At 69.2% G+C, this 14076-nt stretch carries 17 protein-coding genes; 10 read left to right on the top strand and 7 right to left on the bottom strand.

Annotated elements, in window-relative coordinates:
* Window positions 1-12 precede the first annotated feature (12 nt).
* Complete coding sequence (locus tag AC07NG_RS18435; RefSeq protein ID WP_494595543.1) at window positions 13-600, bottom strand: glutathione S-transferase family protein; 588 nt, start codon at window positions 598-600, stop codon at window positions 13-15.
* A gap of 189 nt (window positions 601-789) precedes the next feature.
* Between AC07NG_RS18435 and AC07NG_RS18430 the strand changes: the two genes are divergently transcribed.
* The 5 genes from AC07NG_RS18430 (at window position 790) to AC07NG_RS18410 (ending at window position 5435) form a co-directional block, all read left to right on the top strand.
* Window positions 790-1281: a 3D domain-containing protein gene (locus AC07NG_RS18430; protein ID WP_492856147.1), complete on the top strand. Its 492-nt coding sequence runs from the start codon at window positions 790-792 to the stop codon at window positions 1279-1281.
* A gap of 190 nt (window positions 1282-1471) precedes the next feature.
* On the top strand, window positions 1472-1879 hold the full coding sequence (locus AC07NG_RS18425) for a response regulator transcription factor (protein WP_487289491.1): 408 nt from the start codon (window positions 1472-1474) through the stop codon (window positions 1877-1879).
* Complete coding sequence (locus AC07NG_RS18420) at window positions 1876-2955, top strand: YaiO family outer membrane beta-barrel protein (protein WP_494595540.1); 1080 nt, start codon at window positions 1876-1878, stop codon at window positions 2953-2955. The genes AC07NG_RS18425 and AC07NG_RS18420 overlap by 4 nt, the downstream gene beginning before the upstream one ends.
* Window positions 2956-3999 (top strand): HEAT repeat domain-containing protein, encoded by a 1044-nt coding sequence (locus AC07NG_RS18415; protein ID WP_492856149.1) that lies wholly within the window; start codon window positions 2956-2958, stop codon window positions 3997-3999.
* A complete protein-coding gene (locus tag AC07NG_RS18410) occupies window positions 3996-5435 on the top strand; it encodes a glycosyltransferase family 2 protein (protein ID WP_492856150.1) in 1440 nt (479 codons plus the stop codon). The genes AC07NG_RS18415 and AC07NG_RS18410 overlap by 4 nt, the downstream gene beginning before the upstream one ends.
* A gap of 3 nt (window positions 5436-5438) precedes the next feature.
* Here AC07NG_RS18410 and AC07NG_RS18405 read toward each other — a convergent pair whose 3' ends face one another.
* Genes AC07NG_RS18405 through cobA form a run of 5 tightly spaced genes read right to left on the bottom strand, consistent with a single transcriptional unit; the run spans window position 5439 to window position 9586 of the window.
* Window positions 5439-6182, bottom strand: a complete 744-nt coding sequence (locus AC07NG_RS18405; RefSeq protein ID WP_494595538.1) for a phosphoadenylyl-sulfate reductase — start codon at window positions 6180-6182, stop codon at window positions 5439-5441.
* Window positions 6182-6706: a DUF934 domain-containing protein gene (locus AC07NG_RS18400; protein WP_492856152.1), complete on the bottom strand. Its 525-nt coding sequence runs from the start codon at window positions 6704-6706 to the stop codon at window positions 6182-6184. Before AC07NG_RS18400 ends, AC07NG_RS18405 begins: the two co-directional genes overlap by 1 nt.
* The gene (locus AC07NG_RS18395; RefSeq protein ID WP_494595537.1) at window positions 6690-8348 is read right to left on the bottom strand and encodes a nitrite/sulfite reductase; all 1659 of its coding nucleotides are present in this window, start codon (window positions 8346-8348) and stop codon (window positions 6690-6692) included. The genes AC07NG_RS18400 and AC07NG_RS18395 overlap by 17 nt, the downstream gene beginning before the upstream one ends.
* Window positions 8349-8357: 9 nt before the next feature.
* The gene (locus AC07NG_RS18390; protein WP_494595535.1) at window positions 8358-8726 is read right to left on the bottom strand and encodes a DUF2849 domain-containing protein; all 369 of its coding nucleotides are present in this window, start codon (window positions 8724-8726) and stop codon (window positions 8358-8360) included.
* Window positions 8723-9586 carry a uroporphyrinogen-III C-methyltransferase gene (gene cobA / locus AC07NG_RS18385; protein ID WP_494595533.1) on the bottom strand — a complete coding sequence of 288 codons (864 nt, stop codon included), beginning with the start codon at window positions 9584-9586 and terminating at the stop codon, window positions 8723-8725. Before cobA ends, AC07NG_RS18390 begins: the two co-directional genes overlap by 4 nt.
* A gap of 223 nt (window positions 9587-9809) precedes the next feature.
* Between cobA and gcvA the strand changes: the two genes are divergently transcribed.
* The 5 genes from gcvA to AC07NG_RS18360 all read left to right on the top strand — a co-directional run bounded on the left by gcvA (window position 9810) and on the right by AC07NG_RS18360 (window position 13642).
* Window positions 9810-10766 (top strand): transcriptional regulator GcvA, encoded by a 957-nt coding sequence (gene gcvA / locus AC07NG_RS18380; protein WP_492856156.1) that lies wholly within the window; start codon window positions 9810-9812, stop codon window positions 10764-10766.
* Between the two features lie 37 nt (window positions 10767-10803).
* Complete coding sequence (locus tag AC07NG_RS18375; protein WP_487289506.1) at window positions 10804-11139, top strand: chorismate mutase; 336 nt, start codon at window positions 10804-10806, stop codon at window positions 11137-11139.
* Window positions 11136-11420, top strand: coding sequence for a hypothetical protein (locus AC07NG_RS18370; protein ID WP_494595531.1), 285 nt, complete (start codon window positions 11136-11138; stop codon window positions 11418-11420). Before AC07NG_RS18375 ends, AC07NG_RS18370 begins: the two co-directional genes overlap by 4 nt.
* 387 nt (window positions 11421-11807) lie before the next feature.
* Complete coding sequence (locus AC07NG_RS18365) at window positions 11808-13097, top strand: cation:proton antiporter (RefSeq protein ID WP_494595529.1); 1290 nt, start codon at window positions 11808-11810, stop codon at window positions 13095-13097.
* A 29-nt stretch (window positions 13098-13126) separates the two neighbouring features.
* Window positions 13127-13642: a flavin reductase family protein gene (locus AC07NG_RS18360; RefSeq protein ID WP_494595527.1), complete on the top strand. Its 516-nt coding sequence runs from the start codon at window positions 13127-13129 to the stop codon at window positions 13640-13642.
* A gap of 7 nt (window positions 13643-13649) precedes the next feature.
* Here the strand turns inward: AC07NG_RS18360 and AC07NG_RS18355 are convergent, their stop codons facing one another.
* A complete protein-coding gene (locus AC07NG_RS18355; protein WP_487289511.1) occupies window positions 13650-13988 on the bottom strand; it encodes an Hpt domain-containing protein in 339 nt (112 codons plus the stop codon).
* Window positions 13989-14076 lie beyond the last annotated feature (88 nt).

Below are 14076 nucleotides of genomic sequence, written 5' to 3'. Positions count from 1 at the left end.
CTCCGAGGCGTTTCAATCTATGCCGAGGGCCGTCTCGACGCGGCCCACCCAGGCCTTGACGGCCGGATAGCGCGACAGATCGAAACCGCCCTCGTGGGCGACACGGGTGTAGGCCACCAGCGCGATGTCCGCCAGGGTCAGGCGGTCGCCGACCAGGAAACCGCTGCCGGAAAGGCCGTTTTCCAGGCGCGCCAGCGCCGCGTGGCCCCGCTCGACGATCTTTCCGTCCAGCGACTCGACCGGCTTGCCCATGTAGGCGACCTGGAACCTGGCCACGGCGACATAGGGCTCGTGGCTGTACTGCTCCCAGAACAGCCACTCGTACATCTTGGCCTTGAGGTAGGCATCGGCCGGGATGAGCACCGAGCCCTCGGCCAGGTGCAGCATTATGGCGTTGGACTGGGCCAGGGCGCGGCCGTCCTCGAGGATCACCGCAGGCACCTGTCCGGCTGGGTTCATGGCCAGGAAGTCCTCGGTGCGCGACTCGCCCTTGAGGATGTCGACCTCGATCCATTCGTAGGGAAGACGCAGGCGCTCGGCGGTCCACTTCACCTTCAGGCAGTTGCCCGACTTGCCGTCGCCGAAGATCCGCAGCGTCATTCCGTCGCCCTCCCTCACTTTTCAAACGGCGCGCTAAACGATTGAATTTTCAACCGAGTTCCGAGCTTGACCAGAAGTTTTCATCCGATTCCGGCCCATTTGGGCGGTTTTAAGCGGGTTGTCACGGAGCCGTGATCGGCTTAAGGAGACCGCCGAACCGACAGATACGCCGATAAGAGGACAACCTCGATGCGACGCACGCTCGCCGGAATTTTGGCCTTCATGGCCATGTTCGCCGCCCTTCCCGCCGCAGCGGGTCCTGACTCCGAGCGCAAGGACCCTCTGGGCGAACTGATCGCCGGCGCCCTCACCGGCAGCCTGCCCGGCTCCATCGAATACAAGATGAAGGCGACGCTCTACCACGCCGGCGCCCGGGGCATCCGCGCCCTCGACAGCCTCGGCTGCAAGGTCGTGGCCATGCGCACCCTGGCGGTCGACACCAAGGTGATCCCGCGCCGCACCGTGGTCTTCATCAAGGAAACCGTCGGCCTGCCGATGCCCAACGGCGAAAAGCACGACGGCTACTGGTACGCCTCCGACATCGGCGGGGCGATCAAGGGCAACAAGATCGACATGTTCAGCGGCCAGGGCGCCGGCTCGATGAAGCCGCTGGCGGACCTGAACCTCGCCAACCTCTCGGTGACCAAGGTCGGCGAGTTCAAGGGCTGCCCGCCCGAATAGGCTTCGGCCTTCCCAGACAATTCCTCGATGACGCCGGCGCTTCGCGCGCCGGCTTTCGCTTGCGCGCCTGGCGTGCAACGCCGCCCCGGTTAACCAAACACGCGATGTTCGCGCTGGCCTCGCGCGCGGTTCTGAACCACTCTGGATAGGTGCTCTTCGACTCCCCTATAGCTAAGCTTGCAGGCATGGCATGGCATCGAGGCGATCCGACAGTAACCAAGCGTCCTCGCCTTCGGTCCTGATAGCGGACGACGACGCCCTGCTCCGGGAGATCCTGGAGCACAAGCTCAGCATGGCCGGCTACGAGGTGAGCGTCTTCGAGGACGGCCGCGCCGTGCTCGAGGCGGCCCGCACCGCGCGGCCGCAGGTCGTGGTTCTGGACGGCATGATGCCGATCATCGACGGCTTCGAGGTGCTGCGGCGCATGAAGGGCGACAACGCCCTGCGTGACATCCCCGTGGTCATGCTGACGGCCCTCAAGGGTCGCAACGACATTGTCACCGCCCTCAACCTCGGCGCCGCCGACTACCTGCCCAAGCCGTTCGATCCGGACGAGTTGCTGGCGCGGCTGTTCCGCATCGCCCCGGTGGCTGCGTGATCGAAGCGCCAATCCAGGAAACCCAGGCGGCCGACCCGGCCTACGCAGCGGCGGTGGCGGCGCGCCAGGCCGGACGCACGGGCGAAGCGATCGCCGCCTTCGACCTGCTGTCCAAGCAGCGCCCCAAGGATCCCGACGTCTGGCTGAACCTCGGCCTCTCGCGGATGGCCGCCCAGCGCTACGGCGAAGCCGACCAGGCCTTCGAGACCACCCTCGCCCTGGCTCCCGACTATCGCGACGCCCGCATCGCCTATGCCCGCTCGGCCCTGTTCGCCGGACGCCCCGAACTGGCCAGGCGCCGGCTCGCGCCCCTGCAGGCCGCTGGATCCGACGATGCGGAGGCCCGCGGGCTCGACCAGCAGATCTCCGCCACCCTGGCCATGCCGGGCGAGCCGAGCTGGCGGCTGGACGTCGCCTATGCCCGAAGCGAGCTCAGCAAGGACCTGGGCCACTGGAGTTCGGCCACCCTCGCCCTCTCCCGCCGCATCGATCCACGCACGACGATCGGCGGCTCCATCGAGCACACCGAGCGGTTCGGCGTTTCCGACACCTATGGCGAGGTGCTGGCGGCGCGAACCTTCTCGCCGCGCTGGGACGGCTTCATCGCCATCGGCGGCGCGCCGGACGCCGACTATCGGCCGGAGTTCACCGTGCGGGCCGGCGGCTCGGCTGGGCTGCGAACGACCGGAACCTTCCAGGCGCGGCTGGGCGTGGACGGCGTCTGGTCGCGCTATGCGGTCGGTGAGGTAAAGAGCCTGCAGCCCTATCTGACGCTGGCGGCCGGGCCGGTGTCGCTGACGGCCCGCTCGATCAACACCGAGGACGAACGCGGCAAGCATCAGTCCGGCTACACTCTGAACGGCGAGTGGTCGGCGACCGAGCGCCTGCGTCTGCGGCTGGGGTGGGCCGACGCGCCGGAGAGCGCCGACGGCGCCACCGTGCCCGTCGAGGCGGTGTCGGCGGGGATCGCCTTCGACCTTGCGCCGCGCTGGACGGTGCAGATCGCCGGCGCCCACGAAAAGCGCACGGCCTATGACCGCGACGAGATCGGCGTCGCCGTCACCCGACGGTTCTAGATGTCGTCGCTGACGCTGATCTGGGTCATCGCTCTCGTCCTGATCGCCGGGGCGCTGACCTGGATGAGCGCGCTGATCGTCGCGCGGCTCTTCAAGGAGGCCGGCGCGGCCGATCGCGCCAGCGAACGCCGGATCATCATCCAGGCCCTGTCCGGCCTGCTGCGCGGCCAGGCCGAGGCGGCGGACGAGCTGGGCCGGTTCCTGAGACGGCCCGAAGTGCTGGCCGAGGCCATACTCGACTTCCAGGGCATGATCCGCGGCGCCGACCAGGATCGCGCCATGGCCGCCCTCAAGCGGCTCGGCCTCGTCGCCGCTCTTGAGAAGCGCGCCACCCGCGGATCACGCGACGAGCGCCTGACCAGCGTCGAGGCCCTGGCCGCCCTGGGCGGCGAGGAGGCCAAGGCCGCGCTGCGCCGCGCCATCGGCTCCAAGGACCCGAACGTGCGGATGGCGGCCGTGAAGGGCCTGGCGGCGGTTGGAGCGCCGCCCTCGGCCTCGCGCCTGCTCGACTATGCCGGCTCGGGCGAGCTGACCCCGTCGCGGGTCTATGCCGAACTGATGCGCCAGGCGGTGGCGGCGCGGCCGGCCGACGGCCTGCTGGCGCTCGACCGCCAGGGCCTGACGCCGCTGATGCGGGCCCTGCTGCTCGACGCCCTGGGCCGATCGGGCGCCTACGAGGCGGTGCCCGCGCTGTCGGCGGCGGCGAGCGATCCCGACCTCGACGTGCGGACGGCGGCGGTGCGGGGCCTTGGCCGGCTGCAACATCCCGCCGCCGCCGCGCCCCTGACCGCCGCGCTCACCGACGAGGCCTGGACCGTACGCTCGGCCGCCGCCGAGGCCGTCGGCGCCGCGGGGCTGGCCAAGCTCGCCGCCCCGATGGCCGCGCTGCTGGACGATCCGGAATGGTGGGTGCGCTTCCGGGCCGGCGACGCCCTGGGAAAGCTCGGCAAGACCGGCCGCGCCCTGCTGGAAGCCGCCGCCGGCGACGACACCCGTCCCGTGGCCCAGCGAGCGGCCGAGCGCGCCCTGGCGGAGGGCGCATGACCATGTTGCCCGAACTGGAGGTCCTCGCCCTCGTGGTCGTCCGCTTCGCCGAGACCATCGCCTGGGCGGTGATCGCCACCGGCCTGCTGCAGAACGCGCTCTATCTCTACCAGCTGATCCTCGCGGCCCGCGCGCTGTCCCAGGCCCCGCCGGTCAACCAGGCCGCCCTGCTCTGGCGACGCTACGCCGAGGCCGCCCCGCCGATCACCCTGATGGCGCCGGCCTATAACGAGGCCCTGACCATCGTCGAGAGCGTGCGCTCGCTGCTGGCCCTGCAATACCCCCACTTCGAGGTGGTGGTGGTCAACGACGGCTCCAAGGACGAGACGCTCCAGGTGCTGATCGACGCCTTCGAGCTGCATCCCGTCGAGCGCCACTACGATCTGGCCGCTTCGTGCCAGCGCATCCGCGGCCTCTATGCCGGCGCCAACCAGCCCCGCCTGCTGGTGGTCGACAAGGACAATGGCGGCAAGGCCGACGCCCTGAACGCGGCCATCAACCTGTCGCGCTCGCCGATCGTCTGCTCGATGGACGCCGACTCGCTGCTGGAGGTGGACGCCCTGCTGCGGGCGGTGGCGCCGTTCGTCGAGGATCCCGATCGCACGGTGGCGGTGGGCGGCACGATCCGCATCGCCAACGGCTGCAAGATCTCGTTCGGACGGGTGGTCGAGGTGGGGGTGCCGAAGAACCTGCTGGCTCGCTTGCAGACCGTCGAATATCTGCGCGCCTTCCTGATGGCCCGCCTGGCCTGGAGCCGTATCTCGGCCCTGACCATCATCTCCGGCGCCTTCGGCCTTTTCAGGCGCCAGGCCGTGCTCGACGTCGGCGGCTACAGCCACGGCACGGTCGGCGAGGACATGGAGCTGGTGGTCAAGCTGCACAAGCACTACCGGCGCCTCGGCAAGCCCTATCGCGTGGCCTTCACGCCCGAGCCGGTGTGCTGGACCGAAGCGCCGGAGACCATGGCCGTGCTGTCCCGGCAGAGAGCGCGCTGGCATCGCGGGGCGCTGGAGACCTTCTTCCGGCACCGCGACATGATCCTGAACCCGCGCTACGGCCGGATCGGGCTGATCGGTTTTGGCCACATCCTGGTGGTCGACGTGCTGGGGCCGCTGATCGAGATCTTCGGCTACGTGCTGATCCCAGCCTTCTGGCTGCTGGGCGTGCTGGACGTCGACTATCTGTGGGCGTTGCTGGCGGTGACCTTCGGGTTCGGCATCGTCATCAGCGTCGGCGCCCTGGCGCTGGAGGAGACCGAGCTTCGGCGCTTTCCCAACGCCCGCAGTCTCGCCGTGCTGATGGGCGCGGCGATCCTGGAGAACTTCGGCTACCGCCAGATCAACAACTTCTGGCGGCTGCGCGGCACCTGGCAGTTCCTGACCGGGGCCCAGGGCTGGGGCAAGATGACCCGCAAGGGCTTCTCGTCAGAGACCTGAGCCTCAGATGTCGCCGCCGACATTGGGGGCGACGCCCGGGGCGCGGGCGACGTGGATGCCGCACTCGGTCTTGTCCTGGCCCTGCCAGCGCCCGGCGCGGACGTCGGCGTTGGGGTCGTCCACCGGCTTGGTGCACGGCCAGCAGCCGATCGACGGGAACCCCTGGGCGACCAGCGGGTGGGTCGGCAACTGGTGCTCGGCGACATAGGCGTCGAGCTCGGCCTTGCTCCAGTTGGCCAGCGGATTGAACTTCAGTTTTCCGTCGGCGTCCTCGACCACGGCGAGACGCAGGCGGTCGCCGCCATGGAAGCGCTTGCGGCCGGTGCACCAGGCCGAGAAGCCCTCGATGGCGCGGTCCAGCGGCAGCACCTTGCGGATGTGGCAGCAGGCGTCGGTGTCGGTGCGCCAGAGGTCCGACTTGGGATCGGTCACCGCGATATCCGCGAAGGCCGGGCGCAGGTCGCGCACGTCGGTCAGGCCAAGCTTGGCGGCCAGGCTCTTGCGATAGTCCAGGGTCTGGCCGAACAGCATGCCGGTGTCGAGGAACAGCACCGGGATGTCTTTCGAGACCTGCGAGGCCAGGTGCAGCAGCACCGCCGACTCCGCGCCGAACGAGCTGACCAGGGCCAGCTTGTCGCCGAAGGTCTCGTAGGCCTTGCGCAGGATGGTCAGCGGATGGGCGTCGCGCAGTTCGGCGTCCAGCCGCGCCGCCAGGGTCGGCGCGGCGTCGGTCTGGTCGTAGGCCATCAGAGAGCGCCTTCCTTGGCTTGGGCGCGCTCGTCCGCCGCGATCGGGCGGGCGTCGACGGCGCGCTGATAGACGTGGCGGAAGCGGTTGGCGGCCTTGGTCCAGGCCTCGGGCGTGGCGCCGTCGTTGGGCTCGAAGGCGTCGAAGCCGACGCGGACCATGAAGCCGGCCTGCTCCTGCAGCACGTCGCCCACGGCGCGGATTTCGCCCTGGTACTTGAAGCGCTCGCGCAGCAGGCGGGCCGAGGTGTAGGCGCGACCGTCGCGGTACTTCGGGAAGGCCAGGGCCACCACCGACAGGCGCGGCAGGTCGTAGGCCAGGGCCTCGACCTCTTCGGCCGGCTCGATGCGCACGCCGACGCGGCGGCTGTTGGACGACAGCAGCGCGTCGCCCTCGGCCTGGAAGCGGGTCAGCGACAGGATGACGTCGCCGGCGTCCGGAATGGCGTCCTCGTCGGCGACGTTGACGAAGGCGTTCTCAGCCGATTGGGCCGCGCCGTCGATCAGCTTAATCAGCTTGGGCATAGACCGCTTCCTTGAAGGGCTCGAGGCCGACGCGGCGATAGGTGTCGAGGAAGCGCTCCTCGCCCTGGCGCGCGGCCAGATAGGTGTCGACCAGGGTGTCGATGGCGGGTGCGACCTTATCGGCCGGCAGGGCCGGGCCGAGGATCTTGCCGATCGTGGCGTCTTCCGCGCCCGAGCCGCCGAGCGAGAGCTGGTAGAATTCCTCGCCCTTCTTGTCGACGCCCAGGATGCCGATGTGGGCCACGTGGTGGTGGCCGCAGGCGTTGATGCAGCCGCTGATCTTGATCTTCAGCTCGCCGATCGTCTCGGCCCGGTCGGGGTCGGCGAAGGTCTTGGCGATGTCCTGGGCGATCGGGATCGCGCGCGCATTGGCCAGAGCGCAGTAGTCGAGGCCCGGGCAGGCGATGATGTCGCTGACCAGGTCGATATTGGCCGTGGCCAGGCCGTTGGCCTCGAGGATCGCGTGCACCGCCGGCAGGTCGTCGAGCTTGATGTGCGGCAGGACGAGGTTCTGGGCGTGGGTCACGCGCAGGTCGTCCAGGCCGTAGCGTTCGGCGAGATCCGCCACGACGTCCAGCTGGTCGGCGGTGGCGTCGCCCGGCGTCTGGCCGATGGCCTTCAGCGAGACCTCGACGATGGCGTAGCCCGGCTTCTTGTGCGGCTTGACGTTGTTGCGCGCGAAGCGGGCCAGCGACGGGCTGGCGGCCTTGGCGGCCTCGAAGACTTCCGAGCGGGCCGGCAGGGTCTCGAACGGGGTCTGGGCGAAGGCGCCGCGGATGCGGGCCAGTTCCACGTCGCCGAGATCGGCCCGGTCATGGTCGATCTTGGCCCACTCTTCCTCGACCTGGCGGCCGAACTCCTCGGCGCCGAGGGCGGCGACCAGGATCTTGATGCGGGCCTTGTAGATGTTGTCGCGGCGACCGTGGCGGTTGTAGACGCGCAGGACGGCTTCCAGATAGCTCAGCAGGCTCGAGGCCGGCAGGTGCTGCTTGATGGCCGGGCCGACATAGGGCGTACGCCCCTGCCCGCCGCCGACGATCACCTCGAAGCCCAGCGAGCCGTCGCGGGCCCGGCGCAGGATCAGGCCGATGTCGTGCACCTTCACCGCCGCGCGATCGGTCAGGGCGCCGGTGATGGCGATCTTGAACTTGCGCGGCAGGTAGGAAAATTCCGGGTGCAGGGTCGACCACTGGCGGATCACTTCGGACCACACGCGCGGATCGTCGATCTCCTCGGCGGTGGCGCCGGCATAGGGATCGGCCGTGGTGTTGCGGATGCAGTTGCCGCTGGTCTGGATGGCGTGCAGGTCGACCTCGGCCAGGGCGTCCAGGATGTCCGGCGCGTCCTTCAGCTTGATCCAGTTGAACTGGACGTTCTGACGCGTGGTCATGTGCCCGTAGCCCTTGTCGTAGGTGCGGGCGATCCAGGCCAGGCGGCGGGCCTGGCGGGCGTTGAGCGAGCCGTACGGAATGGCGACCCGCAGCATGTAGGCGTGGAGCTGCAGGTAGAGGCCGTTCATCAGGCGCAGCGGCTTGAACTGGTCCTCGGTGAGGTCGCCGGCCAGGCGGCGGGCCACCTGGTGACGGAACTCGTTGGAGCGGTCCGTCAGGAATTCACGGTCGATGACGTCGTACTGATACATAGGGTCGGCCTACTTGCGGCGGATCAGGTCGACGCGGCCCGTCGAGCGGGCGGCGCCGGAAGCGTGGCGGATGGCCTCGACGACGGCGCCGCCTTCAGCCTGCTTGCCGTGGAGAAGTTCGTTGGTGGGTCCAAGCGCGCGAATGCGCTCGCGGTAGCTGACCGGCGCCAGGCCCAGGCCTTCGACGGTGATCAGGTCGATCGGATAGGGATCGACGATCACGGTCGGGGCGGCCTTGCCGGCGGCGACGGCGGCCTCGACTTGCTCGCCTTGCGCATCGTCGAACAGCTGGGCGTCGCCGAAGCCGTCCACCCACGCGCCTTCCTTCCAGAAGACGACCTCCCCGTCGATCAGGCGATTGGCGGTCACGGCTTTCATTGGCCCGAACTCACGTTTTGAACTTCGAAGACGGCGGCGGTTGCGACGCTGCCGGGAGATTGCCCCGATATATGGGGGATTTCGGCCATGGCCATGGCCTCGCCGACCATCAGCAGGGCCGGCCCCTTCAGCCCCTCGGTCGCGGTCGCCAGACCGGCCAGGGTGGTGAGGATGCGACGTTCGTCGGAACGGCTGGCGTTCTCGACGACCAGGGCCGGCGTCGAGCCGGCGCGGCCGGCGGCGGTCAGGCGCTCTGCGATGAAGCCCGCGGTCGAGACGCCCATATAGACGACGACGGTCTGGTTGGGACGCGCCAGGGCGGTCCAGTCCAGGTCCGGCTCGCCGTGGGCGGCGTGGCCGGTGACGAAGGTGACGGCCTGGGCGCTGCCGCGATGGGTCAGGGGCGCGCCTGCGCCGGCGCTGGCGGCCAGGGCGGCGGTTACGCCGGGCACCACAGTGCAGTCGACGCCGGCCTCGCGGCAGGCGGAAAGCTCCTCGCCGCCACGGCCGAACAGGAAGGGATCGCCGCCCTTCAGCCGCACGACCTCCAGGCCTTCACGGGCCAGAGCGACCAGCAGTTGGTTGATGTCGTCCTGCGGCAGGGTGTGGCGCGACTTGCGCTTGGCCACGTCGATGCGGCGGGCCTGGGGCGCCAAGTCGAGGATCTCGGCCGAGACCAGGCCGTCGTGCACCAGCACGTGCGCGGCCTGCAGGGCCTTCAGCGCCTTGATCGTCAGCAGGTCGGGATCGCCGGGACCAGCGCCGACCAGCGTCACCCGTCCCGGAGTCGGCCGCACGCCCTCGCCGCCGCGAAGCGCGACCAGACGGGGTTCAGCCTTGCGATCCGAGGGCGACGCCATGCGCGATCCCAGGTCCTCTAAAAGCGTCCATGGACGCGCGAAAGCGGCGCGAGCCGATCGACCCTCGCCGTCCAAACCCAATGAAATACGGGGCGAACCCGAAAGCTCGCCCCGCTCTTGCCCGCCGACGAAAAGGGCCAATCCGTCAGCGAACGCTTGCAAACTGGGCGCGGGCAGGCCAATTCGCAAACAAGGACTTCTGCCGGGGCGTTCAGTAAAACTCATGGAACGACAGAACGAACGGCGCCGCCTTCCGCCTCTCAACGCCCTGCGGGCTTTCGAGGCCGCGGCGCGCCATCTGAACTTCAGCCGCGCCGCCGACGAACTGTCGGTGACGCCCGGCGCCGTGAGCCAGCAGATCCAGAACCTGGAAGACTATGTCGGCGCGGCCCTGTTCAAGCGCACGCCCAAGGGCCTGCTGCTGACCGACGCGGCCCAGACCGCCCTGCCCGCCCTGCGCGAGGCCTTCGACCGCCTGGCCGAAGCCGCGTCCCTGCTGACCGCCGCCGTCGACGGCCGCCGCCTGACGCTGACGGCCGCCCCGTCCTTCGCCGCCAAGTGGCTGGTGCCGCGTCTGGGCAAGTTCGAGCAGGCCCAACCGCAGGTCGACGTCTGGCTGTCGGCCGGCATGGAAGTGGTCGACTTCGCCGCCGGCGAAGTGGACCTGGCCATCCGTTACGGCTCGGGCCGCTATCCGGGCCTCGAGGTCATCCGCCTGCTCAACGAGACGGTCGTGCCCGTCGCCAGCCCCGAGCTGCTGGCCGAGACGCCGCTGGAGAGCCCCGAAGACCTGTCGCGCCACATCCTGCTGCACGACGGCTCGCCCGACGCCGACGATTCGTGCCCCGACTGGGCCATGTGGCTGGCGGCGCGCGGCATCCGGGGCGTCGACGGCGCCCGCGGCCCGCGCTTCAACCAGTCGAGCCTGGTGATCGAGGCCGCCGCCAACGGCCGCGGCATCGCCCTGGCCAAGCGCACCCTGGCCCAGGCCGACCTCGACGCCGGCCGCCTGGTGATCCCGTTCGACATCGCGACCTCGGTCGACTTCGCCTATTACGTGGTCCACCCCAAGGCCAAGGGCCGCCTGCCGCAGGTGAAGGCCTTCGTCGGCTGGCTGAAGGACGAGGCGGCCGCCCACGAAGCGGCCCTGCTGACGATCGATAACGGCGCCGGCATCTAGGCTGGAACAGCCCCGTCAAACCGGCTTAAAGGGGCTCATGATCAAGACGACTCTCAACGTCGACGAGCGCCTGGCGCCGGCCGACTGCCAGACCATGGTCGACGTGCGCCAGGGCGTCGACGCCCTGGACCGGGCCCTGGTGGCCCTGCTCACCGAGCGCCAGGGCTACATGGACGCCGCCGCTCGCATCAAGACCGATCGCAGCAAGGTGTTCGACCGCGCCCGCATCGAGGACGTGGTCGACAAGGTCAAGGCCGCCGCGCGCGACGCCGGCCTTTCGGAAGCTATCGCCGAACCCGTCTGGCGCACCCTGATCGACCGCTGCATCGCCTACGAGCACGACAGCTGGGACCGGACCAAGGGCGCCGCGTGACCAAGGAAGAGATCGACCAGCAGCTGGACGAGATGGCCGCCGAAGCGCTCGCCAAGGGCGACGACGACCTGCGTCCCGGCCTGCTCTATCTGAACGACAAGGCCTACGGCGTGCAGATCCGCACCGAGACAGTCTCGGCCAAGCGCGGCCAACGCTATCGCGGCGTGCGGGTGTTCGTGTCGCGCAGCTACGACACCAAGATCATCACCCGCAAGGAAACGGCCGGCCTGGAGGTCGGCGAGTTCGAGGATCTGACGGACTCGATTCCGAACCCGGTCTAGGACGGATCTTCCGCCACGGGCTCGCGCTGATTTTTCACCGAGCATCCCCGCTAAGGCGGGGACCCACGCCGAGTCCGCGAATGGATCACGGCCGCGCCTCCCCCTAAACGTCAGCCTGGATCCGCGCCTTCGCGGGGGGAAGATGGATCTTGGGGGCAACCGGCCTGGGACGAGGCCTCCGCCACGGCGTCGCTCGGCGGCGCCGTCGGCGCGCGCATCCAGCATCACGCCGACCGCGATTATCTGTAGGTACGTACCTACAGTGACAACGTTGTCCAAAACCTGTTGCCAGCCGAGTTTTCACGTTGTTAGCGTTCCCTCCAGGGATGAAACGCGACCGCTTCCAAGCGGCGAAAATCACAGGGGGACGCCGTGACGCCGGCTGAATTGAGCGTAGCCTTTTTCCTGCAGATGTTCGTCATCGTGGCGGCTTGCCGCGCGAGCGGCTGGGTCATGAAGCGGTTCTTCGACCAGCCCCAGGTGATCGGCGAGATGATCGCCGGCATCATACTGGGTCCGTCGCTGTTCGACCTGCTGGCCCCCGACATCCAGCACATGATCTTCCCCAAGGAGACCAAGTCGGTCCTGTTCGTCGGCGCGCAGCTGGGCGTGGGCCTCTACATGTTCCTGGTCGGCGTCGGCTTCCGCGCCGATCACTTCAAGGCCAACGCCAAGAGCGCGGTGACGGTGTCGCTGTCGGGCATGATCGCGCCGTTCCTGGTGGCGATCGCCCTGACGCCGTGGCTGATGAGCCTGAACCTGTTCGGCAAGGGCGTGCAGTCGTTCCAGGCCATGCTGTTCATGGGCGCGGCCATCTCGATCACCGCCTTCCCGGTGCTGGCCCGCATCATCCAGGAGCGCGGCCTGACCAAGACCCGGCTGGGTTCGCTGGCCCTGTCGTCGGGCGCCATCGACGACGCCGGCGCCTGGACGGTTCTGGCCATCGTCCTGGCCAGCTTCGGCGGCGGCCCGGCCGTGGCGATGAAGGCGGCGATCGGCGGCGGCGCCTTCGCCCTGTTCATGCTGACCCTGGGACCCAAGCTGCTGGCGCCGCTTGGCCGCTGGGCCGAGCGTGAGGGCAAGATCACGCCGCCTCTGCTGGGCGCGGTGATCATGCTGTTCATGCTCAGCGCCTGGGCCATGGACGCGGCCGGCCTGCACTCGGTATTCGGCGGCTTCCTGCTGGGCACGGCCATGCCGCGCGGCGTCCTGACCCGCGAGCTGAAGAAGTCGCTGGAGCCGCTGACGGTCGCCCTGCTGGTGCCGATGTTCTTCACCTTCTCGGGCCTCAACACCCAGATGAACCTGCTGAACAGCTGGTCGCTGGCGGCGGTGGCCATGGTCATCCTGGTCGGCTCGATCCTGGCCAAGGGCGGCGCCTGCTGGGCCGCCGCGCGCCTGACCGGCCAGGACAACGCCACGGCCATGGGCATCGGCGCGCTGATGAACGCCCGCGGCCTGATGGAGCTGATCATCATCAACATCGGCCTGCAGAAGGGCATCATCGGCCCGGCGCTGTTCTCGATGCTGGTGGTCATGGCCCTGGTCACCACGCTGATGACCTCGCCGCTGTTCGAGCAGGTCTATGGCAAGAAGGCCCGCGAGCGGGGCGAGCTGGGGGCGCTGAACGAGGACGAGGAAGACGACCTCGCCCCGGCCGGCGCGCCGGCCCGCTGATCCGGACGCCAGGGACGGGAGCCGCCGAAATGACCGCTCACGCAGCGCTGGCCGCTTCCGTCCAGGACTCCGGGGCCGTCGGCGCCGACTTCAAGGAGGTGCTGGCCCACCTGGCCAGCGGCGTCGCCATCGTTTCCTGCTGGGATGGCCACACGCCGCGCGGCCTGCTGGTCAGTTCGATCACCGGACTTTCGGTGGAGCCGCCGCGCTTCCTGTTCTGCGTGCGGAAGGAAGCCGGCTGTCACGAGGTGTTCCTGCGCCGCCCGGCTCTGTCGATCGCCCTGCTGGGCGCGGCCGACAAGGACGAGGCCCTGCGGTTCGGCGGCCCGAGCCTGGCCCACGAACGCTTCGCGCCCGAACGCTGGCGACTGACGCCGGACACGCCGCCGACCTATCGGCGGGGTCTGGCCGGCGCCGTCTGCGAGATCGACAGCATCGTCGAGGCCCAGACCCATTCAGTGTTCATCGTGACCGCCACGCAGCACCAGCTCACACCGGCCCCGCCGCTGATCGCCTGGAACCGGTCGCTGATCGCGGTCGGCTGAGGGGTCGCTACCCCTTCAGCGACCGCAGCGCCTGCTCGTGGACATAGGCGGCGATGTCCAGCAGCACCGCATCGAGGGCGGTGATCACTTCGTCCAATCCGGCCTCGCCAGCCTCGGCGCGCTGGCAGACGTCGCCCAGCGCATTGGCCCCCACGCCGCGCGCCGCGCCCTTGACCGTATGGACCGCGTCGCGCCAGCCGGGATGGTCGGGCGACAGCATCGGAGTCCACAGCGCGGCCTGTTCGCGGAACAGGGCCAGCACCTCCTCGATCACCGTGGCGTCGCCGGCCGCGAACCCTTCCAGATAGGCGAAATCCACGGCTCCGCTGATATCTCGCCTGGCCATCGAAAAAGTCCTTGCGCTCTCAAATTCATTGCGTATGTTCCGCGCCTCGCCGCCGGGACGCTTCAGCGCTTCGGAATCGCGAATGGGT

This window comes from Caulobacter sp. GW821-FHT10C03 (assembly GCF_059415485.1).
Note: the sequence above shows the minus strand (reverse complement) of the source record. Positions and strands in the feature narration are given on the sequence as shown.

Bases quoted from the DNA above. Each gene is read 5' to 3' on its own strand.
- AC07NG_RS18400 (WP_492856152.1), bottom strand. From the start codon at position 6,706: ATGCCCAAGCTGATTAAGCTGATCGACGGCGCGGCCCAATCGGCTGAG.
- AC07NG_RS18375 (WP_487289506.1), top strand. From the start codon at position 10,804: ATGATCAAGACGACTCTCAACGTCGACGAGCGCCTGGCGCCGGCCGAC.
- AC07NG_RS18430 (WP_492856147.1), top strand. From the start codon at position 790: ATGCGACGCACGCTCGCCGGAATTTTGGCCTTCATGGCCATGTTCGCC.
- AC07NG_RS18355 (WP_487289511.1), bottom strand. From the start codon at position 13,988: ATGGCCAGGCGAGATATCAGCGGAGCCGTGGATTTCGCCTATCTGGAA.
- AC07NG_RS18425 (WP_487289491.1), top strand. From the start codon at position 1,472: ATGGCATCGAGGCGATCCGACAGTAACCAAGCGTCCTCGCCTTCGGTC.
- AC07NG_RS18415 (WP_492856149.1), top strand. From the start codon at position 2,956: ATGTCGTCGCTGACGCTGATCTGGGTCATCGCTCTCGTCCTGATCGCC.
- AC07NG_RS18390 (WP_494595535.1), bottom strand. From the start codon at position 8,726: ATGAAAGCCGTGACCGCCAATCGCCTGATCGACGGGGAGGTCGTCTTC.
- AC07NG_RS18405 (WP_494595538.1), bottom strand. From the start codon at position 6,182: ATGGCCTACGACCAGACCGACGCCGCGCCGACCCTGGCGGCGCGGCTG.
- AC07NG_RS18410 (WP_492856150.1), top strand. From the start codon at position 3,996: ATGACCATGTTGCCCGAACTGGAGGTCCTCGCCCTCGTGGTCGTCCGC.
- cobA (WP_494595533.1), bottom strand. From the start codon at position 9,586: ATGGCGTCGCCCTCGGATCGCAAGGCTGAACCCCGTCTGGTCGCGCTT.
- AC07NG_RS18395 (WP_494595537.1), bottom strand. From the start codon at position 8,348: ATGTATCAGTACGACGTCATCGACCGTGAATTCCTGACGGACCGCTCC.
- AC07NG_RS18435 (WP_494595543.1), bottom strand. From the start codon at position 600: ATGACGCTGCGGATCTTCGGCGACGGCAAGTCGGGCAACTGCCTGAAG.
- gcvA (WP_492856156.1), top strand. From the start codon at position 9,810: ATGGAACGACAGAACGAACGGCGCCGCCTTCCGCCTCTCAACGCCCTG.
- AC07NG_RS18360 (WP_494595527.1), top strand. From the start codon at position 13,127: ATGACCGCTCACGCAGCGCTGGCCGCTTCCGTCCAGGACTCCGGGGCC.